The organism is Aurantiacibacter rhizosphaerae, assembly GCF_009807005.1.
GTDB classification, from domain to species: Bacteria; Pseudomonadota; Alphaproteobacteria; order Sphingomonadales; family Sphingomonadaceae; genus Alteraurantiacibacter; species Alteraurantiacibacter rhizosphaerae.
On sequence record NZ_WUBR01000002.1, the window covers coordinates 770723 to 796471 of the forward strand.

Here is a 25749-nt window from a genome sequence, read left to right on the forward strand (position 1 = left end):
CGCCTCGCGGCCCTAGAAGAACATCTCGATCGCGAAGCAGGCAGCCCCGCCCACCACGATATTCATCGGCAGCCCGATTTTCAGAAAATCGACAAAGCGATAATTCGCCGCGCCATAAACCAGCGTATTGGTCTGATAGCCGATGGGCGTTGCGAAACTGGCGCTGGCTCCGAACATCACCGCCACCACCAATGCACGCGGATCGATACCCAGCGCGCTGGACAGCGATATCACCAGCGGCGTCATGATCACCGCCACCGCATTGTTGGTGACGATTTCCGTCAGCGTGCTGGTGAGCGCATAGACGCAGATCAGCACCACCACGGGTGATGCGCTGGCCAGCAGCGGCGTGAACCAGCGCACGATCAGTTCCACCGTGCCCGCATTCTGCAAGCCGGTGCCAAAGGCCAGCATTCCGAAAATCAGCACCAGCGTATTGCCGTCGATGGAATTCCACGCCTCCTCCGGCTCTATGCAGCGCGTAATCAGCACCACGCCCACACCGCCGATGGCCAGCGCCGCAATCGGCAGATCGAACAGCGCGGCGGCCAGCACCACGCCTACCAGCGTCAGCAGGGCAAGCGGAGCCTTGCCGCGTTTGAAAGCGCGCGCCGGGGCCTGCGCCACCTGCGCCAGGTTCATATTGCCTTCCAGCGCTTCTGCCGCATCGGGCAGCGCCGCGATCAGCAGCCGGTCACCCGCCCTCACGCGCACCTCGGCCAGTTCGGGGCCGGGCACATGGCGCGGGCGGGCAAGGCCCAGAACGCGCACCCTGAAGCGCGACAGCAACGGTATCTCTGCCAGCCGCCGCCCCACGATGGGGTGGTTGGAGCCGACCACCGCCTCCACCAGCTGGGCATCCGGGTCACGCCCCTTGCCACTGAGGGTTATACCCCCGCCAAGCCCCGTCAGGCCGACGCGGAAATCGATAGCTTCGGCCAGCGATGCCAGTTCCGATGGCGATGCGCTGACGATGAATTCATCACCTTTTTCGATGATCAGTTCGTCCAGGTTGCGCCGAAAAATCTTCGCTCCGCGCTGAATGGCGATCAGATCGATACCGGGCCGGCGAAAAACGGCGCATCGTTCCACCGACTGCCCGATCAGCGATGTGTCGGACCCCAGCGCAAGGTGCGAAAGATAGGTCTCGCTCTCTCCGCTGCGTCCGATATCGCGCTCTGCGCGTGTCGGCAGCAATATCGGCCCCACGATGGTTAGGAAGGCAACACCGGCCAGCGCCACGATCATGCCCACGCCGGTAATCTCGAAAATGCCGAAGGGCTCCAGCCCCTGCTCCCGCGCAACGCCATCCACCAGGATATTGGTGGATGTGCCGATCATGGTGAGCGTTCCGCCCAGGATGGAAAGATAGGACAGGGGGATCAGCAGCCGCGTGGCCGCCGTTCCCAGCACGCGCGCCAGCCGCTTTATGATCGGGATCATCACGATCACCACGGGTGTGTTGTTCATGAAAGCCGATGCCATCAGCGTGCCGCCGCCAATCTCTGCCAGCGCAAGCCTTGGCCTGCGCAGCGTGCGGCGCAGGATCCACCCCGTCACCTCCTCCAGCGCGCCTGTACGCAGCAGTGCGCCCGACAGCACGAACATCGCGCCAATGGTGATCGGCGCGGAATTGGCGAATACCGACAGCGCCTGATCCGCCGGCAGATAGCCCAGTGCCATCATCACTACGCCGCCCGCCACCGCCAGGATGACAGGCGGAAACCGCTCCATCGCAAAGCCGATGAACAGGATGACCAGAAGGGCGATCCCGATAACAGCGCCATGTTCTGTCAACACGGCGTACACAGATTCCATAGATTGCGAATCCCAGCAGCGGCCATCACGCGGTGACAGCGATCAGGCGGCTTCTATCCATCCCGCCGATCCCCTTTCCAGCAAAATGTGCGAGGCGGAAGCCAGATTGGCGGGGTTTTTGGATAGCGGGGGCAAAACGCTTCATCGCATCGAGCGCTCAACCCAACAGTAAGGGCACCACTTTTGTTAACCATGTTCATCTGACCGAAAGGTGGGCGCGAACAACCGGACCGCCGAGGTGGCCTGATCCGATCAACTTCAAGGACCCAGAACGAATCAGGCCAAGAGGAATTAATGTAACCGGACGGGCCATTAAATTGGCTGTCGGATGAAGATGTGTTTCCGTCGAACCGGTCGCTAATGTTGAAGGAGTATTGTGATGACTGTTATTTCGAAAAGGCCGATGGCAATTGCCTTTGCCGCCATGCTGGCAACCACTGCCACCTCCGGCGTTTTTGCGCAGGAGCTGCAGCCCGCAGCGACCTCGGCCCAGGCGAATGCCACCGTTGATGACAATATCAATGTCTATGGCACCCTGCCGTCCGATCTTTCCGGCCTGACTGCCGGTCCGGAGATCGACGGCTTCATTTCCGCCCGTCGTGGCCGCGAAATGCAGGTGACCACCGAAAGCGGCCAGAGCACCACCGTGCTGATCGCCGATTCCACCGACATCAAGGCCAAGGGCGGTTTCCTGGGCCTGGGCCGTGAAGAGCTGGCAGCCAATGCCCTGCTGAACGGCCTGCCCGTCAGCGTGAAGACTGTTGAATGGGAAGGCGGCCTCGTGGCCAGCCAGGTACGTTTCAGCGACAATGACCTCGAAACCGCCACGATGATCCGCCAAGGCACCGGCCAGCAGTTTGCCGAGCATGGCGCGATGATTGAAGAAAACGCCGCCGCTGCTGAAGCGCTGCGTGGCCGCGTTGCCAACATCGATCAGTACAACGTGCTGGACGTTGCCAATGTCTATTTCGACACCGGCAAGTGGAACCTCTCACCAGAAGGCCAGCGCGAACTGTGCGCCACCGCGCAGGAAGCCAATGCAACGCAGAACGCCCTGCTGCTGGTGGTCGGTTACACCGACTCCGTTGGCGATCAGGACTACAACCAGACGCTGAGCGAGCGCCGCGCAGGCCGCGTGGTGAATTTCCTGCAGCAGGAATGCGATTGGGAACCCTGGCGCATGCTTTCGCCCACCGGCATGGCAGAGGCTGATCCCACTGCGGACAACTCCACCGCTGCGGGCCGCGCCCAGAACCGCCGCGTTTCGGTGAATATCCTGGTCAGCAAGGCTGTTGCAGGACTGTAAGTTCGGCAAAACACCGCAAGTCAGACGAGAAGGGGGTGAGCAATGCTCGCCCCCTTTTCATTTCGGGCAAGATCCGTCGGCTATCGAATGGCAACCGGATTAATGATGGCCTGCACGCTGCCCTTCAATCGGGGCGCCCCCAGCACGAACATGAATTCATGCGCGCCATCTGCCGCCAGTTCGCGGGTATCGATGGTTTCGAGGATATAGATACCGTTTTGCGCAATCAGCATGGCGTGAACCGGCAACACGGTGCCATCGGCTGGCGGGGCGTTGGTTTCCAGCCCGGCAGTGTCCGCGCCCACGGCCACCACGCCCTGCTCCACCAGCCAGGCGGCGCCATCGGCATTGATGCCGGGGGCCTGCGCGATGAACTTTTCCGCATCGCCCATCGTGGATAGCCAGCCGGTGTGGAACAACACCACGTCGCCCGCGCGCACCTGCACCCCTTGCGCAGCGGCGGCGGCCTGTATCTCCGCCGCGCCGAATTGCGCCATGGGCTCCAGCACGTCCACCCCGCGATGGGCGGCCATGTCGATCAGCACGCCGCGCGTGGCGATGGCGGGAATATTCTCCGCGCCGTAGCGGATCAGGCCGTCTTCGCGCATGATGTCGGTGTAGGGCACGCCGTTATAGTGCACACCGTCGATGCCGATATGGCCCAGCCCATCGATCTGCGTACCGATGCCCAGATGCGTTTCCACGCGGTCGTCATGCCCTGTTACCTTGTTGGGGCCGTTCACGCCGAGATCGACGATGCTCATGGAATAGGTGCGGTCGCCCCACACCGGCGTATCGGGTCCGCTCACGATGCCCAGCCGGTAGACCTTGCCCTCTGTCACCAGATCGGCCGCATCGCGCACCATGGCGGTGGTGAGCCCGGTCAGCGCGCCTGCATCGGGATCGTCGTAAAGCTGGGGCGCGCTGCCCCCGCTTTCCTGCGCCTGCGCGGCGCATGCCGATAGTGCCAGAGCTGCCGAGGTGATGATGAGTTTGCGCATGTAAAATTCCCTCCCAATTGATTTTCTCAGGAGACTGCGGCGGGCAAGGCCGCTTGGCAAGGCTTGAGCGTAGCGCAGCAGCGCCTATCTATCCCAGATGCCGCTCAACCTCACCAAGATCGCATTCGGCGCACAGAGCTTTGCCGATATCGAGGAATGGTACGCCAACCGCTCCAGCTTCAAGGTGAACACCCGTTATCGCCCCACCCGCTGGGAAGAGACGATCGGCGGCTCCCTGTTCTGGATCCACGAACACAACATCGTCGCCCGGTCGAAGATTACCGCATACGAACAACAGGATGACGGGCGTTGGTGGATTGTGATCGAGCCGCGACTGGTAAAGGTGATGCCAAAGCCGAAGCGCGCGCATCAGGGTTGGCGCTATCTGAAGGGTGAGCCGCCACGCGATCTTGAGGATGGCGAGGATATTGGCGACATCATTCCGGGAAAGCTGGCGGGAAAACTGCAACGACTTGGCTTGATTTGACATTGCCTCACCCGGCTGCGGAGCTCAAATTCCGACCCATTACGGAGCATGCTCGCGAAGAATGTTGCAGTGCAGCATGATCAGGCGTATTGGTTACGGGAACAACTACCGCCGAAACGGGTTATCGCACCATGGAAAATCGCCAGTACATTCAGCTTGATAGCGCCCTGAGGGATCGCCTGCATGCTGCGTGCTGTCCGCATGGCAGCGCGATTGGCATGACCATGAACGATGCTGGCGACCGTCTGGTTGATAAGCGGCAAGCTGGCCGTGGCCGCTCCACGCTTGGCGCATCGCTGGCCCGATATCGGGCGCACGCCTGAAGACTGGTAACATCTCGGAACATCTTCCTCCCCTTTCCCGTTGATTGGGAAAGGAGAGTTTGAATGCCCGAACGTCAGAGCCTACACCCCGACAATGAATTGATCGACAGCATGCAGGATGGCGCCACGCCATCGCAAGGCAGCCGGTCTGGTGGCACCGTAAACACCCGCGTCGGCACGCGCGACGAAATCAAGCGCGCCACCGATCCCGAAAATCGCGAGCCTACCGTGGGAAGTGACAATCCCGCCGAGGATGCGAAAAAGGGTCCCAAGACCCAAGCCGCCATCCAGAGTAATCGTGACAGCTAACAATACGGATTGCCCAGCCTGAGATCAGGCTGCGGCTTCCATACCGGCAATCTGCAAGAGGGCGCGGGCGAAGTTTTCAGGTTCCTGCGCCCCTTGCAACATGTATTTGTGGTTCACCACGAAGGTAGGCACGGCAGAAATACCGCCGGAAACGCCGCGTTCTTCTTCGGCCCGAACCGCCAGTTCCAGCGCCTCATCGTCCAGAGCCTCACGCGCTTTGGCGCCATCCAGTGCGGCTTCCTCACACACAGACACCAGCACATCGCGATTCGCCATGTTGCGGCGCTGTTGAAAATGCGCGCTGAACATCGCCTCTTTCAATGTCGTCTGCTCTGCCGGACCATAGGCCGCCAGCGCCCAGCGCAGCAGCTTGTGGCAATCGAACGTGTTCCACATCATTGCAGGCGGTTCCTCGCCTTCACCCTGCCAGTCGATCGGAAATCCCACCCGCTCGGCCGCGCCGGAAAGTTCGGCGCGCATGGCCTCTATTTCCTCTGCGCTGCGGTTGTAGGTGCTGGCCAAATGTTCAGCCTGCAACTTGCCCTCTGGCGGCATTTTCGGATTGAGTTCGAAGGGCATCCAGCGGATCGTCACCTCGACATCGTCCGATGCCAGCCGCGCGCCTTCCATGAAGCTGCGCCAGCCCACCAGGCACCACGGGCACATCACGTCAGACCATATATCCACCACCATCGGCGTGCTCATGCGGTTTTCTCCAGCCAGTGCTGCAACAGGTAATGCGCGATTGCCGTGCGCGGCGGGGGCACGAAGCTGGCGGCGTCCTGCCCGTTGGCCATCGCGTCTTCCACCTCGGCTCGCGTAAACCAGCGCGCGTCCTCTATCTCAGTTTCGTCAATCGTCAGATCGCGGCCCTCGGCAAAGCTGTGGCACCCGATCATCAATTGCGACGGGAATGGCCAAGGCTGGCTGGCGATATAGGTGACATCGCGCACTTTCACGCCAACCTCCTCAAACACTTCGCGCGCCACGCCTTCCTCGATACTCTCGCCCGGCTCCACAAAGCCTGCAAGCGCGGAATAGCTGCGATCGGGCCAGCCACGTCCGCGCCCCACCAGCAGCGCGCCGTCATGCTCCACCAGCATGATCGCCACAGGATCGACGCGGGGGAAATGCGATGCCTCGCACGAAAGGCAATTGCGCTGCCAGCCGCCCTTGGCGATCTGCGTCGCGCCGCCGCATTGGGCGCAGAAGCGATGCCGCGCATGCCAATCGGCGATACTGCGCGCGCCGCCAAACAGCGCCAGTTCCTTTGCCGGCATTTGCAGCAGCGCCATCATTGTCTCGCGCATGGATACCGCCTGGCGCAGATCGCCCTGTTCCGGCACCGAGACGAATAGCGGCGTACCGTCGCGCAGGCCCAGATACACCAGCTCATCTTCCGGGCCGACGCCGCCCAGATCGCTGACCGCTAGGCCATCTTCTGTAAAGCGCGGCATCAGACCGTCCAGCACCAGCATGCGCGCATCGTCGCGCGCGCGCATGGCGGCAAGGCGAGCGGGATCGGCGCGTGTGTGATCGTCCCGGTCAAGATCATGGCCGGTAAACGCAAGCGGCAAAGACATCACGATAGCATCAGCCCCGCGGCATCCTGCGCCACCATCAGCGGGAATTGCTGCTGCACCTGATAGGTTTCGGCAGGCATATATTGGGTCATCAGATTGTGACGCAGGCCCCATTTCATATTGACCAGGCCAACCGTGCCTGCCGCACCGAACCAGCCGAACAATCCCTCCGTATCGCCCGTGCCCACAAGACCGCCCGCGCCAAAGCCAAAGCTTCTGCCGCCGGTTTCAAACCCGCCGTTCGATGCAAGTGTTTCCGGGAACAGATTGCTGGTGGCAAGGCGCACCGCCGTTTCGCTGGCAACCCGCTTGCCCTCGATCTCGCCATAGCCGGCCAGCATCTGCAGGAACCGGTCATAATCGCGGCCAGTCGATACCAGCCCGGCCCCGCCGAAAGGGAATGCGGGCTTGTGGAGATAGACAGAACTGCGCGGCAGATCGATGGGGATGGGAATGCCGGCCATGACGAAATAATTACCCGTCAGGCGATCGGCATCCCCGCGTTTCACCTGAAAGCCGGTGGATGTCATGCCGCAGGGGCCAAGGATGCGATCCTGCAGAAACGCGTCAAACTGCTGGCCGCTGACAATCTCTATCACGCGGCCCAGCAGATCCAGGCTGACGGAATAGCTCCACCGCTCTCCCGGCTGATACACCAGCGGCAGTTGCGCCAGCCCTTCTGCAAAATCGGCAAGGCTGGCCGCAGGTCTTCCGCCGAAGATCTCCTGCGCGATGGCCATGTTGCTGATCTGCCCCGGCACGATGCCACGCTGGCGATAGGCAGCATTGATCGGGCCTTGCTGGATGATCGAATAGCCCAGGCCCGCCGTATGGGTCAGCAGATGGCGGATGGTGATGGGGCGCCGCGCAGGCTCCAGATTGTCGCGGGTGATCGGCCCGTCATACTGCTTTTGCACCTGCATATTGGCAAAGGCGGGGATGATGTCGGCCAGCGGCTGATCCAGCGACAGCAGGCCATCGTCGATCAGCATGACGGTGGCGAGGCCGGTGATCGGCTTCGTCATGGAATAGATGCGGTAAATCGAATCCGGCCCCGCTGCGCCCGATCCATCGAAGGTACGCGTGCCTGCCGAAAGAATATCCGGCGCATCCTGCCCAAAGCCCATGGTGGCCACCATGCCGGAAACCATCTCCCGATCCACGTAACCGCGCATGAAAGCGGCAACCGAAGGCCAGCGAGCCTGCGCATCTTCCTCTGCGATGCCCTGCGCAAAGGCCGTGCTGGCGAAAGGCAGCGTGGCGGCAGCAGCGCCCGCGCCCATCATGGCAGAGGTGCGCAACACTGCGCGGCGGGACAGATATTCAGCGGAAAACTGGAGCATGGGGGGAAGCATCCTTTGCCATAAAAGCCCTGGCGCAAGCCCTAACCAGCGAAAAAGCGGGCCGCAAGCTTGCAGGCCCCTGCTGTATTGCCTATCTATAACACATGCTGAACATAGTCTCTATTCTCATCGGCCTGTTGTCGCTGATTATCGTTATTCCCTCTCAGATTCCCCTGCTGGGATGGGGCAACTGGTTTGCCCTGCCCATTATCGTTGCGGGTATCGTCATCGGCCAGTTGTCCAGCAGCAATGGCGGGCGCAACTTCTGCCTTATCGTGCTGCTGATCGCGGCGGTTCGCCTGACGCTGGGCGGCGGGATCTTCTAATCCCGCGCTGACAGCACCAGCCGTGCCGCCTTGGCAAACAGGGTTGGAAGGCCGGCATCGTCGATGGTTTCGATGGGCCACCACTGGCCCTCCCCCACAGGCTGGCCAGCGCCGCTGGCATGGACTGCAACGCCCAGTTCTATATCGAAATGGGTGAAGCCATGGCGCACCACGCCTGCCCCCTTCCACGCGCCTGATACGGGAGGATCGCCATCGCCATCCTTGCGGGCGGACCATCCATCATCCGGCAATGCGCGCATGCCGCCCAGCATTCCCGTGCCGGGCCGCTTCACCAGCCAAACCTCGCCCTCACGCTCTATCCAGAAGGCCGTGCCGGTGCGGCTTGGCTTGGGCTTTTTCTTCGCTTTCACCGGCAGTTCCAGCGGATCGCCCTCGGCCCGGATCCGGCATTGCGAAGATAGCGGACACAGCAGGCACCGGGCATCGCGCGCGGTGCAGATCGTGGCGCCCAGATCCATCATCGCCTGCGCAAAATCGCCTGCGCGATCCTCCGGCGTGATCGAATCGGTCGCCTCGCGGATCTGTGGGCGAGAATTCGGCAAAGGCTCACGGATGGCAAACAGGCGGGACACGACCCGCTCCACATTGGCATCCACCACCACGGCGCGCTGGCCAAAGGCAATCGCCGCCACGGCTGCGGCGGTGTAGGCGCCCAGCCCCGGCAATTTCCGCAACTCAGCCTCGGTTTCGGGGAAGCCACCCTGCGCCGCCACCTGTGCCGCGCATTTCACCAGATTGCGGGCGCGCGAATAATATCCCAGTCCCGCCCAGGCGGCCATCACGTCCTCCTCAGACGCGGCGGCCAGCGCCTGCACGGTGGGCCATGTCTGAGTGAACTTTTCGAAATAGGGCGCGACTGCCGCAGTGGTGGTCTGCTGCAACATCACCTCGGACAGCCATACCCTGTATGGGTCCGGCGCGGCAGCACCCGGCGCGCTGCGCCATGGCAAATCGCGCGCATGGGCATCATACCAGTCAAGAAGCAGCGTGGAGACAGTGTTAGAGACAGTGGCGGTCACGCTGCGGCTATGGCATGGGTGCAGGCTTCATGGAACGCGAACCACCACCGAAATCGGGGAAGAGTGCCAAGGGCACGCCCGCCAGACCATCCACCCGCAAGCCACGGGCGAAGGCGGCAAAGCCTTACCAGCGCCCACGCGGCGGCCCGGCGAAGGCCGTGGCAGACCTTGTGCCGCAAATCGGCCGCGCCGCCTTTCGCCGCTATGGCTTTGTACAATCCAGCGTCGTTACCCGCTGGCCGGAGATTGTCGGCCCCACCCACGCGCGTGTCTGCGCGCCTGAAAGCATCCGCTTTCCGCCCGGAGAGAAGAGCGACGGCATATTGGAGCTGGTCGCGCTGCCGGGGCATGCCACGATGATCCAGCACGTGATTCCGGAAATCATGGAGCGGGTGAACCGCTTTTTCGGCTATCGCGCGGTGGCGCGGGTGAAGATTCGGCAAGGCGCGGTTAAGCCGCCTGCTGCTGAAGAGAAACGCAAGGCCCCGCCTTCGCTCAAGCCCATTCCCATGGAGCTGGGCGACAGCCTGCGCGATATCGGCGATCCCGAATTGCGTGCGGTGCTGGAATCGCTGGCGCGATCGGTCGCGCAGAAAGAAGAGGACGAGAAGTGATGAAGCGCATATTGTCGGCCATCGCGCTGGCCTGCATGATCCCTGCCAGCCCTGCCCTGGCGCAAAACTGGAATGCAGAAATCGTGGACACCGGCCAGGGCTACCTCATCGGAAACCCCGAAGCGCCGCTGCAACTGGTGGAATTCATCAGCTACACCTGCCCCCATTGCGCCCATTTCGAGGCTGATTCAGAGGCAGAGCTGCGCTATCATTACGTGCACGAAGGCTTTGCCGCCGTGGAAGTGCGGCACCTGATCCGCAACCCCATCGATCTTGCCGCTGCCCTGCTGACCGAATGCGGCGATCCCTCGCGCTTCTTCGATAATCACAAGGCCGTGCTGTCCACCCAGGAAGACTGGCTGGCGCGGGCGCAGGGGCTGACGGAGGCGCAGATGGCGCGCTGGCAGGCAGGCACAGTGCCCAGCCGTATGCGCGCGATTGCCTCTGATCTGGAGCTGGACGATCTGATGGAAGGCCGCGGCTATTCCGCCAGCGAGATTTCCGCCTGCCTCGGTAATGAGGCCCACGCCCGCGAAATTGCCGACAAGTCCCAGGCCAATGCCGCCGAATACAACGTTCCCGGCACGCCCAGCTTCGTGCTGAACGGAGAACTTTTGGACGGCGTTTACGGGTGGGAACCCTTGCGCGAAGTGCTTGTCAGCGCGCGGCAGGACAGCGAATAGGGGGACAACCCTGTGCAAAAGCTGTGGTTACACGCTATCGCTGCTTTTCAAACACTCACCATCCGGTTCTAAACTCGGCATCATCCGGGTTCAGGCCGCAAAGATCATCACGGAAGACTTACCCATGACTATCTCGCGCCGCATCGTTCTCGCCACTCTTGCCGCTCCGCTGGCGCTGGCCGTTTCCGCCTGCGGTGATAGCGAGGCCGGCGCAACCGCCGGACAGGCAATGGATCCGATTGCCGCCCCCGATGGCCAGCAGTGGACCGACGTGGTGGAAGTGACCGATTCCGACGGATATCTGCTGGGCAATCCCGATGCACCTATCAAGCTGGTGGAATATGCCTCCCTCACCTGCGGTGCCTGTGCCAATTTCGCGCAGACCGGGGCAACCCCGCTGAAGGAGGAATATGTCTCTACCGGCACCGTGTCCTACGAATTGCGCAACCAGGTTCACAATGTCTTCGATCTGACGCTGGCCCGTCTCGCCCGGTGCTCCGCGCCTGAAAGCTTTCACCCGCTGGCCGATCAGGTGTGGGTGAATTTCAACGATGTGATGGGCAAGATGCAAGGCGCGCAGTCGCAACTGGCCAATGTGGGCGATCTGCCGGAAGATCAGCGTTTCGTCGCCATCGCCAATGCCGCTGGCTTCCTGGATTTCTTCGCCGCACGCGGTGTAAGCCGGGATCAGGCGGAGGCCTGCCTTTCCGATAGCGAATCCGTGATGGCTATCGGTGATCGTTCGACAAGGCAGTCTGACGAGCTGGGCATCAATGCCACCCCCACCTTCATCCTGAATGGCCGCGTTCTTGAAGAACGTAGCTGGGACGATTTGGAAACCGTGCTGCAGGAAGCGGGCGCGCGGCCTGCCCAAAGCTGAGGCTGACGGCGGGCGCTTATGGAGTTTCGCAAGCTACGCCTTAGCGGCTTCAAAAGCTTCGTAGAGCCCGCCGAACTGCGCATAGAACCCGGCCTGACCGGCGTCGTTGGCCCCAATGGCTGCGGCAAGTCCAACGTGCTGGAAGCCATCCGCTGGGTCATGGGCGAAAACTCGCCCAAATCCATGCGCGGTGGCGGCATGGAAGATGTGATCTTCGCCGGCACCGCCAACCGCCCACCGCGCGATTTCGCCGAGGTCGTGCTGCATGCGGTGGACGACAAGGGCGAACCGCTGGAGGTCACCCGCCGGATAGAGCGCGGCGCGGGCAGCGCCTATCGCATGAATGGCGACGATGTGCGCGCCAAGGACGTTTCTCTGCTGTTCGCCGATGCCGCTACCGGCGCGCACAGCCCCGCGCTGGTGAGCCAGGGCAAGATCGCGCAGGTCATCGCCGCAAAGCCGACAGAACGGCGCATGATGCTGGAAGAAGCGGCGGGCATCGCGGGCCTGCACGTGCGCCGCCGCGATGCAGAGAGCAAGCTGCGTAGTACCGAGAAGAACCTCGAACGGCTGGAAGACCTGATGGCGGGTCTCGATTCGCAGATCGGATCGCTCCGACGCCAGGCCAGGCAGGCAGAGCGGTACAAGAAACTCTCCGACGAAATCCGCGTGGCAGAGGCGCGCCTGCTGTTCGCCCGCTGGCGCGATGCCGCCGCTGCGGCGGAGGCGGCGCGCGGACAGGCCAAGGGCGCGGATGCCAAGGTCGCAGAAGCGCAGGCCGCCGCGAAGGAGGCGCAAAAGGCGCAGGCCGCATTTGCCGAGAGCTTGCACCAACTGCGCGATGAACTGGCCGATCGCCGCGACGATGCCAGCGCGCATGGCCATCGCATGGCCGCGCTCTCCAGCCAGCTGGAAGCCGCCGAGGATCGGCTGAAGGATCTGGACCGGCAGAAGGTGCGGCTGGAGGAAGACAGGGTCGATGCCGATCGCATGACGCGCGATGCCGCCAATGCCCTGAAGGATCTTGAATCCGCGCTGGATGCTGGCGCAAAGGCGCTGGTGGCGGATGAAGCGAAGCGGCCCGACATCGCCAGGACCGTCGAGAAGGCAGAGAGCGAGGGGCGCAAGGCCGAACTCGCGCTGGCCAAGGCCACGGCGGACCACGCCGGGGTGGAGGCCGAATGGCGCGTTGCCGAGGCGGAGATTTCGCAGGCGCAATCGCGGGTCGACAGGCTGGAAGCGGAGGCGCGTCGCCTTGAAGACCAGCGCGCCGCCCTGCTCGGCGAAACCGACCCTGAGGAGGAGGTTGCCGCCGCAAAGACCCGCGTCGAGGAAACACAGGCCGAAACCGCGCGCCTGCGCGAAGCCCTGGATGCGGCGCGCGCACGCAAGGATGCGCTGGCCACGGCGCGGGACGAGGCTGCATCCACCCTCTCCACCGCAAAGGCCGAACTGGCGGGCGTGGAGCGTGAGTGGCAGGCGCTTAAACGCGACCGCGAGGCGCGGGAACGGCAGAAGAAGGGCGGCCACGGCCTGCCCGCCGCTCTGGACAAGGTTTCCGCCGAACCCGGCTACGAACGCGCGCTGGCCGCTGCGCTGGGCCGCGATGCAAAGGCTCCGCTGGGTGCGCCCGAAGGCAAGGCGGAGGGGCGGTTCTGGACCGGCTCCGAAGCGCCCTCCCCCGTGGCGGACAGCCTCGCCAAGCATGTGCGCGAATGCCCGCAGGAACTCGCCGCCCGCCTTGCGCTGGTGCACGTGGTGGACAGCGACGACGGGCGCGGCCTCGGCCCCGGCGAGTGGCTGGTGACAAGGGACGGTTTCCTGCGCCGCTGGGATGGCTTCGTGGCGCGCGGCGAAGGCGCGGCGGAGGCTGCGCGGCTGGAGGCGGACAATCGCTTTACCGCGTTGGAAGGCCAATTGCCGGACCTGCGCAGCGCCGTTGAAACAGCATCCTCCGCGCAAGAGGCGGCGCAGTCCGAATTGTCAGAACTGCAGCGCGATCTGGTGGCGCAGGAGCGCGGCATCGGTGAGGCTTCAGAGGCGGAGCGGCAGGCGCTGCGCGCGCTCGATCAGGCAGAGGCGCGGCGTGAACGCCTGGCCGCGCGGCGCGAGGAACTGGCCGCCAGCGGCAAGGACCTGCAGGAGCAGCGCGAGGCGGCGCAGACCGATCTCGACAGCGCGAAGGCGAAGAAGGCTGAACTGCCCGATCCCGAAAGCGGCCGCGTGGCCCTGGAAGCATCGCGCGCAAAGAACGAGGCCGCGCGCGAGGCTGCGCAATCCGCCGCCGCCGCGCTGGCGGCGCATGACCAGGCGCTGGCCGTGGCGCGTGAGAGGGTGGCAACCCAGCGCAAGGACATGGCCGCATGGCAGGCGCGCGCAGGCGATGCCGCCAATCGCCTCGCCGGGATGGAAGCCCGGTTCGAGGAGATTGCCGAGGAACGCGCCGTCATCGCCGCCAAGCCTGCGGGCCTGATCAAGGAAATCGAAGGCGGAGAGGCCGTGCGCGCTCGCCTGACCGAAGAACTGGCCAAGGCCGAGGCCGCCGTGCGCGAGACGGAGGAACAGGCCCGCGCTGCCGATGCGAAACTGGCGCAAGTCAACGAAGCGCTCTCCACCGCGCGCGAGGAACGCGCCACCCTGGCCACCCGCGCAGAGAACGAAGAACAGCGCCGCGAGGAAATGGCGCGCGCTTCTGGCGAACGCTTCCAGTCGCCTCCGCCGCTGCTGCCGGGCAAGTTCGAGTTCGACGAGGCGGCGGTGAAAGCCTCCGCTGCCGAAAACGAGGAGATGGACCGCCTCACCGCCAGCCGGGAGCGCATCGGCCCCGTCAACCTCGTCGCCGCCGAGGAACTGGAGCGGATTGAGGCAGAACACGGCGCCAGCGCACAGGAACAGGCCGAACTGGCCGAGGCCGTGGCGCGCCTTCGCGGCAGTATCGGCAATCTCAACCGCGAGGGCCGCGAACGCCTTCGCGCCGCGTTCGAGGAAGTGGACGGCCATTTCCGCAAGCTGTTCAGCCGGTTATTCGAAGGCGGTCAGGCGCATCTCGCCATGGTGGACAGCGACGATCCGCTGGAGGCGGGTCTGGAAATCTACGCCCAGCCGCCGGGCAAGCGTCTCCAGTCCCTCAGCCTGCTGTCAGGCGGCGAACAGGCGCTGACCGCAACAGCACTGATCTTCGCCCTGTTCCTGACGAACCCCGCTCCCATCTGCGTGCTGGACGAGGTGGATGCCCCGCTGGACGACGCCAATATCGAACGCTTCTGCGACCTGCTGGACGCAATGAACCGCGACACCCAGACCCGCTACCTCATCGTAACCCACAACGCCGTCACCATGAGCCGCATGCACCGCCTGTTCGGCGTGACGATGGTGGAACGCGGCATCTCGCGGCTGGTGAGCGTGGACCTGGGCGAAGCGGAGGCGATGGCGGCGGAGTAAGTGCGGAACGGCTGAAGTCGGGCGGGGAGCGGACACTCTACTGGAAAAAGCTAATCATTTCGCCGTCGACCAAAAGTTCTTTCGGCGGTCCCCCCGACGTAAACTCAACTCGCACAGGCTCATTATCGCGAACTTCAAGAAAGAGGTTGCCATGCCTGATTGCAACGTTGGCATTATCTGACCTGTATTGTCTGATGTAGCGACCGTCCTCGATGAAAATGATGCGGTGACCACCGTGAACTGCGCACTCCGGACAAGGCGGAGCGAGATGAAACTGATAAGAGTAGATCGTGAAAGCTCGGCTTTGAGTTCGGATTTGCCCGATCTGCTTGATCGAAAGTTGGTCGTGCTGACAATCAACCGAGCCAGTAAAGCCGCCCGACAACAGCGCGGGCTTGAGACCCAAAAGGCATTCGCCAGATGCAACCTCGCTATCAGACCCACTGAGCGCCAGCACGACTACTGCCAATGATCGACCGATAAGCCAAGGCAAGTTCATATGAACCATATATCACTTGCGGAGCGAAATGTCCGCTGTGGAGCCACCAGCAACCACTTAGATCAATCCAGCACCGCCCGCGGGCCCGGCCCCTTCAGCCCCAGCTTGTCGTCCTTGTTGTAAAGCTGGCACTTCGTCAGCGACAGGCAGCCGCAGCCGATGCACTGGTCCAGCTGATTGCGCGTGCGGTTGAGCAGGGTGATCCGCGCGTCGATCTGTTCGCGCATGGCGCGGCTGATCTTGCGCCAGTCTTCCAGCGTGGGATTGCGGCCTTCGGGCAGGTTGGCGAGATGCGCGACAATCTCCTCCAGCGCCAGCCCCAGTTTCTGCGCGATCAGCACGAAGCTGACGCGGCGGATGTCGCTGCGCAGGAAACGGCGCTGGTTGCCATTGGTGCGCAAGGGGTGGAGCAGCCCCTTGTCCTCGTAAAATCGCAGCGCTGATACGGCGACGCCAGTGCGTTTCGACAATTCTCCGATGGTGATGAATTCTGCCCTTGGCACCGCGATCCCCCGCAAGAAATTTTCCACAAATGCTTGACCTCAACTTAGCTTGAGGTTGCATCACAGTGCAAGCAGTGGTTCGCGGCTTGCCAGTGCGGTGGGCCTGAATCCCTTGCGTAACAATATCTTAGAGGCAGGAGTTTCCACCATGACACAAGCACGCATCGAACACGTCAATCTCACCGTCAGCGATCTTGATCGATCCATCGCCTTGTTCGAAAAGCTATGCGGCTGGGGCGTTCGCATCCGTGATCAGCATGGCGTGCGCGGCGAATTTGCGCATGTCGGGGCGGAGGATACCTACCTCGCCCTGTGGGCTGATGGCGGCGATTATTCAGGACAGGAAAAGGGCAAGCCGATGAACCATGTCGGCATCGAAGTCGGCGATCTCGACACGGCGGAGCGCGTGGTGCTGGATGCGGGCCTCGAAACCTTCAGCCACGGCAAATACGAACCCGGCCCGCGCACATTCTATTTCTTCGACTGGGACGGGATCGAGTTCGAGGTAGTCAGCTATGAATGAGATCGTCCCCACTAAGCCGATGTTTGAAGGTCCAATCTTCCCGCGCCAGGAAAAGCGCGATTGGTCCAGACCACAGCAGCCGCCGTTGCGGCCTCAGAATGCTTCTTCGTAAACCCGGCTGATATCGCCGTTCCATTCACCGTGGTATTTATCCAGCAGCACCTGGGCGGGCACCTTGCCGCTTTCCACGATCTCTTTCAGGGGATTGAGGAAGCCGCTTTCATTGTCACCCATTGAGTTTTGCCGACCACGCGCCACCAGCCCGTCATGCGCGATATCCAGCACGTGGCGGGCAAGGTCGCGCAAGGTGCCGCCGCGCGGCAGCGGCGCGTCCAGACCCTGCGCTGGCACGGCGTTACGCAGATGCTCGCGCTCTTCCATCGTCCAGCCCTTCACCAAATCCCATGCGGCATCCAGTGCGGCATCATCATAGAGCAGGCCAACCCAGAATGCGGGCAAGGCGCAGATGCGGTTCCACGGTCCGCCATCGGCGCCGCGCATTTCCAGGAAGCTTTTCAGCCGCACTTCGGGGAAGGCGGTGGAAAGGTGATCCCACCAGTCGCTGGCCGTGGGCAGTTCGGCGGGCAGCGCGGGCAATTCACCCTTCAGAAAATCACGGAAACTCTGCCCCGCCGCATCGACATAAGTGCCGTCACGATAAACGAAGTACATCGGCACATCGAGCATGTAGTCGACATAGCGTTCGTACCCGAAATCATCGTCGAACACGAAGGGCAGCATGCCCGTGCGGTGGGGATCGGTGTCAGACCAGATGTGGCTGCGATAGGAGAGGAAGCCATTGGGCTTGCCTTCGGTAAAGGGTGAATTGGCGAACAGCGCGGTGGCCAGCGGCTGCAGGGCCAGGCCGGTGCGGAACTTCTTCGCCATGTCGGCTTCCGACGAATAATCCAGGTTCACCTGTATGGTGCAGGTGCGCAGCATCATGTCGAGGCCAAGATTGCCCACGCGCGGCATGTGGTTGCGCATGATCTCGTACCGCTGTTTCGGCATGATCGGCAGGTCTTCGCGCGTCTTGTCCGGCCACATGCCAAGGCCCAGGAAGCCGACGCCGCAGGCCTCGCCCACGGTCTTGCACTGATCAAGATGCCTGCCGGTTTCGGCGCAGGTCTGATGCAGGGTTTCCAATGGCGCGCCGGACAGTTCGAGCTGGCCAGCGGGTTCAAGGCTGATCGTTCCATCAGCGCCGCTCATGGCGATAGTGTCCACCGTTCCATCGGGGCCGCGCTCAAGCACGGGTTCCCAGCCGAACCGCTGCATGGACATCAGGATATCGCGAATGCCACCGTCTTCGCCATAGGTGGGCGCGTGGAAATCATCGGTCTTGAACACCAGTTTCTCGTGCTCTGTGCCGATGCGCCATTGCTCGCGCGGTTTTTCTCCCGCCTGCATCGGCGCAACCAGCTGGTCACGGCTTTCGATGGGCGGTTCAATCTGCTCGGATACCTTGCGCGTGCTCATAATTTTCAGCCTCTAGCGCATCGGAATCGATTGGCCACCTGCAAATTGCCGCTGTTCCACGTCAGTCATGCGTGTCCCAATCGCCGGCCAGCCCCATCCACAGGGCGACAGCGGCGATGGCGGCGGTTTCTCCGCGCAGAATGCGGGGGCCAAGCGATATGGGCCGCGCAAGGCTGTGCGCGCGGATCGCGGCACGCTCTGCATCGTCAAAGCCGCCTTCCGGCCCGGTGAGAATAGCGGCCTTGTGCGCGCCCTCCCCCCGCTCCGGGTATTTGGTGAAGGAGAATGCTTCGGCAGCGGGCCTGCCGCCTTCCTCGTCTGCGAAGAACAACAGGCGATCTTCCGGCCAGCCGCGCAGCAACGCGTCCAGTTTCTGCGGCGCCTCCAGCATCGGCAGCGCGGTGCGGGCGCATTGTTCGGCAGCTTCTGTCACGATGGTGCGGGCGCGATCGGGGTTCAGCTTGTCCGCCACGCAGCGGCGCGTGATGATGGGGTGAATGGCGGCAACGCCCAGCTCCGTCGCCTTTTCCAGCACCAGGTCAAACCGGTCTTTCTTCAGCAGTGCAGGACACAGCCAGAAATCGGGCACGCCCTCGCGCTCACGCAGTTTGCGAGTAATGGAGAGGGTGACGCTGCGCTTTCCCGCCTCCGCCACATTGGCCAGCCATTCGCCCGTCATATCATCGCACAGGATCACCGCATCGCCGGGCGTTACGCGCATCACCTTGGCCAGATAATGCCCCTGCTGTCCGTCGATCGCCAGCGTCTGACCTTCGGAAAGCGGACCATCGACAAACAGGCGCGGTGCCGATTTGGGCGGCCAGGAGGGCGTTGCAGACATGGCTTTCCACTAACGGCATGCGGCGCTAACAGGCAAGCCCAAGGAGCCTTGTATGACTGCCGAAACCGTCACGCCCGACAGCGAGCACAAGAGCCTGGCCGAGCGCCTGCCCCAGCCGCTGCGCGATTTTGCTCTGCTGGCGCGGTTTGACCGGCCGATTGGCTGGTGGCTGCTGTTCTGGCCGTGTGCATGGGGCACGTGGCTGGCGGGCGCGGGGCTGCAATGGCAGCTGATCGCGTGGTTCCTGCTGGGCAGCATCGCCATGCGATCTGCCGGGTGTGTCTATAACGATATCGTGGACCGGGATCTGGACAAGAGCGTGGCGCGCACCGCCAATCGCCCCATCGCCAGCGGCCGTATAAGCCGCAAGGCGGCATGGGCTTGGCTGCTGCTGCTGTGCGGCGTGGGGCTGGTGGTGCTGCTGCAATTGCGCTGGCAAGCGCAGCTGGAGGCGCTGGGCAGCCTCGCGCTGGTGGCGGCCTATCCCTTCATGAAGCGGATCACGTGGTGGCCGCAGGCGTGGCTGGGGCTGGTGTTCACCTGGGGCGCGCTGGTGGGGTGGACGGCCTTGCGCGGAGACAATTTTGCCGTGCCGCTGGCGCTGTATGGCGGCGCGTTCTTCTGGTGCATGGGGTATGACACGATCTACGCCCTGCAAGACCGGGAGGATGATGCGCTGGTGGGCATCAAATCCTCCGCCCTGCGGCTTGGCAATCAGGTGAAGCTGGGTGTGGGCGCGTTTTATGCGGCTGCTATCGCCCTGTGGGCCTTCGCCTTCTGGCAATTGCGCGGTGACTGGATCGCCCTGCTGGCGCTGATCCCGGCAGCGCTGCATCTTGGCTGGCAGGTGGTGACGCTGAATGCGGACGATCCGATGAACCCGCTCACCCGTTTTCGCAGCAATCGCTATGCAGGCGCGCTGGTGGCGGCGGCATGTTTCGTGGTGGGCAATTCGGGCGGGTAGCCGCTATTCCGCAGGCTGCGGCACCGGATCGGCCTTTCGCGGATTGGCGCGACGGATCAGCCGGGAAAGGCGCGCGGTGATCACGCCGTTTTCCTGCATCCAGTCATAATATTCACGGTATTTCGGATCTTCGGCCAGAAGGTGCGCCTCCTCCGTGCGGGCGCGCCAGTAATAGATCGCGCTTACCACGCCCAGGAATACCGTGTTGCGCACCGCGTCCAGCATGGAATCCGAGGTGACCAGAAACGGCATATAGCAAAACCACCAGAAGGCATTCTTCGAAAGATAGGCCGGATGGCGGGTATAGCGATACGGCCCGTTGGTGATCACCCCGCGATAGGTGAGGTTGGAAAAGCGGATGCCGAACGCCATCGTCGCCCATGCGTATATGCCGGTGAGCAGCACCAGCCACGCAGCCCAGAGGTACAGCAGTCCCGTGTGGCCGGACAGCCAATAGGCCCAGTCTGCGGTGTTGTATTCATACTGGATCACCCCGCCATCGCCCATGATGCCGTAAACGAAGGGCGGATAACACAGCAGCGCGGCCACCCAGCCGGCCAGAAACGGATTGCCGCTGCGGATATGCGCATCCAGCGGGCGCATGGTAAGCAGGTAGCCAACCGTGCCGATCTGCACGTCGATCACGAACAGCAGTTCGAACAATGTCACGCCAAGGCGCACCGGATCGTGCAGGATCGCGGTGCTATCGGCCTCCACCACGGCGGCGAAACCGGGTGGCAGGATGCCGATCATGAAGGCGCTGAAAAAGCCCTTGATGATCCAGGCGCGCCAGTGCTTTTTCACCTGCTCGCCGTCCCATGCCTCCCGCCCCACCAGCATGGCGCCAAAGTGCCAGCAGTGATCTTTCGGGTTCACCATCACCCGGTCGATCCAGAGGATATAGGGCACTGAAAGGACGAACAATGGCACGATGGCCCAGCCCATCACGCGCATGGCAAACAGGTAGTTCCCATCCCAGTACCAGCGGCACAGCATGTACAGCGCGCCGATGATGAACCACGTGGCCCAAAGCCCCGCCAGCTTCGTGATCGAGATATCGAGAACGTCGGATGCCGGGCGACGGCGGGACCAGTCGATCCCCGTGGAGGGGTTGCGATGCACCTTTTCCACCAGCACCGACCATGCGGCCATCGCCAGCCCTGTCATCACCATGGCGGCCAGTGCGGCATTGGGGCCGGACAGGCGGCCACGATCGTCCGGCCAGCCCATGACGGCGCAGATATCGGGCCAGTTGCGGGCGAACACGATGCACGACAGCAGGGTAACAAGGCCAACCAGCCCCACCCACGGGGAGACATCGCTGGCCGGTGGCCGCGAGGGGTGCTTGGTCGCGCTCATCACCGGCGTGATAGCGCGCAAGGGTTAAAGTGCGGGTAACGCAAACACCGATCCGCGCCGGATCATTCCACGGCGCGGAGCGGGAGAGCCGGGCTTAACGCCAGGCGTGGATCGTGCCGTCGTCGTCCATGATATACAGCATATTGTTCGCCACCACCGGAGGCAGCGAGACGCCATCGTCCAGGCGGGTGAAGTCGGCAGCTTCGCCGGTCATCACGTCCACGCTTTTCACATATCCGCGGCTACTGGCGATCCACAGGCGGCCGCTGGCCAGCACGGGGCCGGTCCAGAAGATCGGGCCTTCGCGGTCTTCCGCGTCACGCCATTGGTCGAGCTGGGTGAGCCAGCGGATACGGCCCGTGCTGCGCTGGATTGCCAGCAATTTGGCATCGTCCGTCAGGGTGAAGACCCATTCGCCCACCACGGTGGGGGTGGAAATGCCCGCCAGCGTCAGCTCCCAGATGCGTTGACCGGTCAGCAGTTCATAGGCAGCCATGCGGCCACCCTGTCCCAGTGCATAAACGCGGCCCTGATCGATGATCGGATCGGCATCCACATCGGTCAGCGTGCCAACCTGCGTGCTGATGGATGTGCGGGCCAGTGCGTCGGACCAAAGCTCCCGGCCATTTTCATAACGATAGGCCACCAGTTCGCCGGAGGAGAAACCGGCAACCACGGTGCCCTGCCCTGCGGCAGGTGCGGCCACGCCGAACACGCCGGACTGGCCGGATGCCGCGGCGCGTTGCCACACGATACTGCCATCGTCGGTATCCAGCGCGAAGACCTGGTTATCCTGCGTCATCACGAACACTTCGTTGAAGGCCAGCGTGGGCGAACCGCGCAGCGGGCCAGCGGGCTTCACGCGCCAGATTTCCGCGCCGGTTTCCGCATTCAGTGCCACCACATCGCCAACGCCATTGGTGGCGTATACGCGGCCATTTTCGTAGGCAGCGCCGCCGCCGAATGTCGCGTTCCTGAGGTCGCCCGAAACATCGATCTCGTGCCGCCAGCGGCGTGCACCGGTAGCGGCATCAAAGGCATGGATGACAGCGGCCGTATCCACGGCAAACAGCATGCCGCCGCCCACCACGGGCGCTGCGGCCAGTCGGCGGGTCTTGGTGGTGCCCTCGATACTGGCGCTCCACGCACGGGTGGGGTTGTTGGACAAGGTGACATGCCCGGCCACCTTTGCCGCATTGCCGCCCGCCTGCGACCAGGTCTGGTTGGTGGTGGCAGGGGGCACGATAACGGCCACATCGGCCAGTGCCGGATCGGCGGAAATATCCGTGGCGATCCGCGACAGGATCGGAATGCGATTGCCGACGGTGGGCGTATCGTCCTTCTTGTCACCGCCGCCGAAAAGGCCGCCGGAACATCCGGCAAGAGCCAGAGCCAGCATGCTTGCCATCAACGGTGTTGCAAAACGGGTTGCCGTGGGACGCAGCTTCGTCATCGTCATCATACTCGCTATTATTCTACAAGCTCGGCTTGCGGCTCTTCCAGAGGCTCGCCAGTCAATTCGGCAAGTGTGGCATCGACATTCTCGATCGCATCGACGCCCAGCAGGCCTGCCAGCTCTCTGGCACGGGCGCGCAGGGAATTGGGCACATCTTCATCGCCCGCAATATCGGCCAGCAAGGCGCCGGCTTCCGCCGTCTTGCCCTGATCGAGATAGGCGTGGGCAACCAGTTCGCCCGCGCTGCCGTAATAGGCATTGTCCGGCACGGCCAATGTGCCCACACGGTCAATCACTTCCTGCGGGTCCATATCGTCATACCGCGCGGAAACGCTGCGGATCATGGCGATATCGCGCAATTCGGCGGGCGTATCGCCGTTCGCGGCCACCTTGTCGTAAAGGGCGGCTGCTGCTTCGGGGTCGTCCCGCTCCACCGCCATTGCGGCGCGCAGCATGGTGGCCATCATGGCCGCTCCGCCCTCGCCCTGCTCCAGCGTGGCCAGTTCGCCATCGGCGATATCGGTGTTGCCCGCTTCCAGCTCGTCAATTGCCTTCACCAGCTCTTCAGAGGCGAGTTCCAGTTCACCCTCGTTGCTGTCCTGCCAGAACAGGAAACCGCCGAATGCTGCCATGGCCAGCACGAAAGCGATGCCCAGCGGCAAGCCGTATTTCTTCGCAAAGCTGCCGACTTCATCGTGGCGGACGGCCTCGTCCACTTCGCGCATCAGCATTTCCTGCTCCGCATCGGCGCGCTCTTGCGACTTCGGCTTGGACGAAGGCTTTGCAGGAAGGTTCGGGTTACTGGGTGCTTTGGCCACTATGTGTCGATCGTGCTGGAATGGATATCAAGCCGCGCTCTTTAACGGATGGCACAGGCATTTCAATCGAAGAGCGGACAGTGTCCCCGCCCGCGTGAACGCCCCATGAAGGGGGTGACAAGTCCGCCCTGCCCGCAAGCTATTGAGCGCGCGGGTATTTCTGCATCAGCCCCCAGTACAGCGCGCGATAGCGTTCGATCATGCGCCGCTCGTCAAATTCGTCACGCGCTTTCTGGCGGTTGGCCTGCCCCATTCGTTTGCGCGTGGCCGGGTCCTGCGCCAGCCGGGACAGGGACTTGGCCAGCGCCTTTTCGGATTCGGCATCGGTTACTGGGTCCACCAGCGCGGGGCCATTATCGCTGGAAACCATGGAGCCGATATCCCCCACGCGCGGCGCCACCACCGGAAGGCCAGCCGCCATCGCCTCCACCACGGAGATGGGGAATTGCTCCGAATGGCTGGAAAGGGCGAAGATATCGAACAGCCCCACCAGCTTTGCCGGGTTCGCCACAAAGCCGGGCAGGTGAACGCGGTCTTCCACGCCGATGCGTTCCGCCTCTGCCAACAGCGCCTCGCGCTCCGGCCCCTCCCCTGCGATAACCAGCTGCCAATCCTGCGGCAGCCAGTCCATCGCGCGCACCAGCACATCCAGCTGCTTGACCTGTCGCAGACCCGCCAGCGTGCCGATCCAGAATTCGTCCTTGTGCTTGATCAGGCCCGGCAGGATGTCGCGCTTTGGCGGCGCGGCATAGGCGCGGGTATCGATGCCGTTGGGAATGCGCCGCACACGGGTGCGCGGCTGATCCCACACGTTCAGCGCTATATCCTCCAGCCTGGCGCTGGGCACGACCAGCGCCGCGGTGCGACCCAGCGCAATCTTGCGATACCAGTTGCGGCTCCGCTTCAGCTTTTTCACTTCGTCTTCGTTGAAGCCGTCCTCGTGATGCACCAGCGGCGGCAGCTTGAAGGCATCGGCAAAGACGGTGTGCGCCATCACCGCGTCAATCGCGCCCCAGTTATAGGTGCAGACCAGGTCATACCCGGCCATCGCCTTCGCCAGCGCCACCAGCCGCCCCGGCGTGGGCTTTCCCTTCAATGACGGGAATTTCGGCCAGCTTATGCGCGCCTTCTTACCGATCAGTGCCGCTGCGCCGCGCCTTTCCAGATCGCCCGAAACGATGGCATGATCCACCTCCCTGCCCCATTCATTGATCAGGCGGACATTGCGCAATTCCTTGCCGCCGGTATCGAAAGTGGAATGCAGGTGAAGGATCTTGTGCCGCTTGCTCATGCAACCTTCCCCAGCAATCGCGATATGGCATCGAGCGCGATGGGTTCTTCCAGGGTGGGCGCATGGCCAACGCCGGGCACGGTCACGGTGTCCATCCCGTCAATCTCTGCACCCATGCGGCGGAAGGTGGCATCCGACAGAAGATCGGACAATTCCCCGCGCAGGGCCAGCGACGGGCGGCCTTCCAGCTTTTTCAGCGCAGGCCACAGGTCCAGCCCCAGATCCGCGCCCGGCTGGCTGAACGGCTCTGCAATTTTCATATCGTAATCGAAGGTGATGCGGCCATTGCCCGATACGCACATCAGCCGCTTGGTATAGCGCAGCCAATCCTCGATGGCGAAATGCGGATAGACGTGGGATGCGCTGTCCTTCATCGCCCAGGCCGCGTGCATCCAGGTGGGATAGCTGCGGCCCTGACCCACGTAATCGCGGATACGCTCCAGCCCGTCCTTCTCTATCACCGGGCCGATATCGTTAATCACCGCGCCTGCCAGCCTGCCGGCATCCGCCTGCGCCAGCAGCATGGTGATAATCCCGCCCAGCGATGTGCCGATGGCCACCACCTTGCCCAGTTGTGCCTGTTCCAGAAGGGCGGTCACATCCTCCAGATAATTGGCGGGCGTGTAGCTTGCCGGATCCTTCGCATAATCGCTTTCCCCACGTCCGCGCAGGTCTGCACAAATGATGCGCCATTCACCGGCAAAGGCTTCTGCCACAGGTTCAAAATCGCGGGCATTACGGGTCAGGCCGGGGATGCACAGGATCGCCGGACGATCATCGCGCCCTGCATAATCGCGGTAATGCAGGGTAAGCCCTTCACTGCTTTCCCACGTGCCGACGGAATAGGCCGCGTCGCTCAAAT

Annotated in this window: 25 protein-coding genes; 10 read left to right on the forward strand and 15 right to left on the reverse strand. The window is 63.0% G+C overall.

Annotated elements, in window-relative coordinates:
• Window positions 1–12: 12 nt before the first annotated feature.
• Window positions 13–1818 carry an SLC13 family permease gene (locus GRF63_RS11255; protein ID WP_160486078.1) on the reverse strand — a complete coding sequence of 602 codons (1806 nt, stop codon included), beginning with the start codon at window positions 1816–1818 and terminating at the stop codon, window positions 13–15.
• A 379-nt stretch (window positions 1819–2197) separates the two neighbouring features.
• On the opposite strand from GRF63_RS11255, the gene GRF63_RS11260 reads away from it, so the two are divergent.
• On the forward strand, window positions 2198–3124 hold the full coding sequence (locus tag GRF63_RS11260) for an OmpA family protein (protein WP_160486079.1): 927 nt from the start codon (window positions 2198–2200) through the stop codon (window positions 3122–3124).
• 80 nt (window positions 3125–3204) lie between these two features.
• Here GRF63_RS11260 and GRF63_RS11265 read toward each other — a convergent pair whose 3' ends face one another.
• Window positions 3205–4125, reverse strand: coding sequence for a cyclase family protein (locus tag GRF63_RS11265; RefSeq protein WP_160486080.1), 921 nt, complete (start codon window positions 4123–4125; stop codon window positions 3205–3207).
• Between the two features lie 97 nt (window positions 4126–4222).
• Between GRF63_RS11265 and GRF63_RS11270 the strand changes: the two genes are divergently transcribed.
• Window positions 4223–4612 carry a DUF1489 domain-containing protein gene (locus tag GRF63_RS11270; RefSeq protein WP_160486081.1) on the forward strand — a complete coding sequence of 130 codons (390 nt, stop codon included), beginning with the start codon at window positions 4223–4225 and terminating at the stop codon, window positions 4610–4612.
• 386 nt (window positions 4613–4998) lie between these two features.
• On the forward strand, window positions 4999–5244 hold the full coding sequence (locus GRF63_RS11275; protein ID WP_160486082.1) for a hypothetical protein: 246 nt from the start codon (window positions 4999–5001) through the stop codon (window positions 5242–5244).
• Window positions 5245–5268: 24 nt separating this feature from the next.
• Here GRF63_RS11275 and GRF63_RS11280 read toward each other — a convergent pair whose 3' ends face one another.
• From GRF63_RS11280 to GRF63_RS11290, 3 genes are read right to left on the reverse strand one after another with little or no spacing between them, the layout of a single operon-like run.
• Window positions 5269–5949, reverse strand: coding sequence for a DsbA family oxidoreductase (locus GRF63_RS11280; RefSeq protein ID WP_160486083.1), 681 nt, complete (start codon window positions 5947–5949; stop codon window positions 5269–5271).
• A complete protein-coding gene (gene nudC, locus GRF63_RS11285) occupies window positions 5946–6827 on the reverse strand; it encodes an NAD(+) diphosphatase (RefSeq protein ID WP_160486084.1) in 882 nt (293 codons plus the stop codon). The genes GRF63_RS11280 and nudC overlap by 4 nt, the downstream gene beginning before the upstream one ends.
• Window positions 6827–8170 (reverse strand): serine hydrolase domain-containing protein, encoded by a 1344-nt coding sequence (locus GRF63_RS11290; protein ID WP_160486085.1) that lies wholly within the window; start codon window positions 8168–8170, stop codon window positions 6827–6829. Before GRF63_RS11290 ends, nudC begins: the two co-directional genes overlap by 1 nt.
• A 104-nt stretch (window positions 8171–8274) precedes the next feature.
• On the opposite strand from GRF63_RS11290, the gene GRF63_RS11295 reads away from it, so the two are divergent.
• Entirely contained in the window at window positions 8275–8496 is a 222-nt protein-coding gene (locus GRF63_RS11295) for a hypothetical protein (protein WP_160486086.1), read from the forward strand.
• On the opposite strand, the gene GRF63_RS11300 is transcribed toward GRF63_RS11295, so the two are convergent.
• Window positions 8493–9536 carry an NUDIX domain-containing protein gene (locus GRF63_RS11300; protein WP_160486087.1) on the reverse strand — a complete coding sequence of 348 codons (1044 nt, stop codon included), beginning with the start codon at window positions 9534–9536 and terminating at the stop codon, window positions 8493–8495. The genes GRF63_RS11295 and GRF63_RS11300 overlap by 4 nt on opposite strands.
• Before the next feature lie 29 nt (window positions 9537–9565).
• Here GRF63_RS11300 and GRF63_RS11305 point away from each other — a divergent pair, with 29 nt between their 5' ends.
• From GRF63_RS11305 to smc, 4 genes are all read left to right on the forward strand, one after another.
• Window positions 9566–10150 carry a DUF721 domain-containing protein gene (locus tag GRF63_RS11305; protein WP_160486088.1) on the forward strand — a complete coding sequence of 195 codons (585 nt, stop codon included), beginning with the start codon at window positions 9566–9568 and terminating at the stop codon, window positions 10148–10150.
• Window positions 10150–10833: a DsbA family protein gene (locus GRF63_RS11310; RefSeq protein ID WP_160486089.1), complete on the forward strand. Its 684-nt coding sequence runs from the start codon at window positions 10150–10152 to the stop codon at window positions 10831–10833. Before GRF63_RS11305 ends, GRF63_RS11310 begins: the two co-directional genes overlap by 1 nt.
• Before the next feature lie 124 nt (window positions 10834–10957).
• Complete coding sequence (locus GRF63_RS11315; RefSeq protein WP_160486090.1) at window positions 10958–11713, forward strand: thioredoxin domain-containing protein; 756 nt, start codon at window positions 10958–10960, stop codon at window positions 11711–11713.
• Between the two features lie 18 nt (window positions 11714–11731).
• Complete coding sequence (gene smc / locus GRF63_RS11320; RefSeq protein WP_160486091.1) at window positions 11732–15154, forward strand: chromosome segregation protein SMC; 3423 nt, start codon at window positions 11732–11734, stop codon at window positions 15152–15154.
• Between the two features lie 37 nt (window positions 15155–15191).
• On the opposite strand, the gene GRF63_RS11325 is transcribed toward smc, so the two are convergent.
• Together GRF63_RS11325 and soxR are read right to left on the reverse strand one after the other, a co-directional pair.
• Window positions 15192–15611, reverse strand: coding sequence for a hypothetical protein (locus tag GRF63_RS11325; protein WP_160486092.1), 420 nt, complete (start codon window positions 15609–15611; stop codon window positions 15192–15194).
• A 104-nt stretch (window positions 15612–15715) separates the two neighbouring features.
• Entirely contained in the window at window positions 15716–16183 is a 468-nt protein-coding gene (gene soxR / locus GRF63_RS11330) for a redox-sensitive transcriptional activator SoxR (RefSeq protein ID WP_337189655.1), read from the reverse strand.
• Between the two features lie 121 nt (window positions 16184–16304).
• Between soxR and GRF63_RS11335 the strand changes: the two genes are divergently transcribed.
• Complete coding sequence (locus tag GRF63_RS11335) at window positions 16305–16679, forward strand: VOC family protein (protein ID WP_160486093.1); 375 nt, start codon at window positions 16305–16307, stop codon at window positions 16677–16679.
• Window positions 16680–16772: 93 nt separating this feature from the next.
• On the opposite strand, the gene GRF63_RS11340 is transcribed toward GRF63_RS11335, so the two are convergent.
• Window positions 16773–18158 carry a glutamate--cysteine ligase gene (locus tag GRF63_RS11340; RefSeq protein ID WP_160486094.1) on the reverse strand — a complete coding sequence of 462 codons (1386 nt, stop codon included), beginning with the start codon at window positions 18156–18158 and terminating at the stop codon, window positions 16773–16775.
• Window positions 18159–18219: 61 nt separating this feature from the next.
• Window positions 18220–18999: a 16S rRNA (uracil(1498)-N(3))-methyltransferase gene (locus tag GRF63_RS11345; protein ID WP_160486095.1), complete on the reverse strand. Its 780-nt coding sequence runs from the start codon at window positions 18997–18999 to the stop codon at window positions 18220–18222.
• Between the two features lie 52 nt (window positions 19000–19051).
• Here GRF63_RS11345 and ubiA point away from each other — a divergent pair, with 52 nt between their 5' ends.
• Complete coding sequence (gene ubiA / locus GRF63_RS11350; protein ID WP_160486096.1) at window positions 19052–19963, forward strand: 4-hydroxybenzoate octaprenyltransferase; 912 nt, start codon at window positions 19052–19054, stop codon at window positions 19961–19963.
• Window positions 19964–19966: 3 nt separating this feature from the next.
• Here the strand turns inward: ubiA and GRF63_RS11355 are convergent, their stop codons facing one another.
• The 5 genes from GRF63_RS11355 to GRF63_RS11375 all read right to left on the reverse strand — a co-directional run bounded on the left by GRF63_RS11355 (window position 19967) and on the right by GRF63_RS11375 (window position 25747).
• Window positions 19967–21322, reverse strand: a complete 1356-nt coding sequence (locus tag GRF63_RS11355) for a methyltransferase family protein (RefSeq protein ID WP_160486097.1) — start codon at window positions 21320–21322, stop codon at window positions 19967–19969.
• A 94-nt stretch (window positions 21323–21416) separates the two neighbouring features.
• Window positions 21417–22775, reverse strand: coding sequence for a PQQ-binding-like beta-propeller repeat protein (locus GRF63_RS11360; protein WP_160486098.1), 1359 nt, complete (start codon window positions 22773–22775; stop codon window positions 21417–21419).
• A 17-nt stretch (window positions 22776–22792) separates the two neighbouring features.
• The gene (locus tag GRF63_RS11365; protein WP_160486099.1) at window positions 22793–23596 is read right to left on the reverse strand and encodes a tetratricopeptide repeat protein; all 804 of its coding nucleotides are present in this window, start codon (window positions 23594–23596) and stop codon (window positions 22793–22795) included.
• 139 nt (window positions 23597–23735) lie between these two features.
• On the reverse strand, window positions 23736–24887 hold the full coding sequence (locus GRF63_RS11370) for a glycosyltransferase (RefSeq protein WP_160486100.1): 1152 nt from the start codon (window positions 24885–24887) through the stop codon (window positions 23736–23738).
• Complete coding sequence (locus tag GRF63_RS11375) at window positions 24884–25747, reverse strand: alpha/beta fold hydrolase (RefSeq protein ID WP_160486101.1); 864 nt, start codon at window positions 25745–25747, stop codon at window positions 24884–24886. Before GRF63_RS11375 ends, GRF63_RS11370 begins: the two co-directional genes overlap by 4 nt.
• Window positions 25748–25749: the final 2 nt, after the last annotated feature.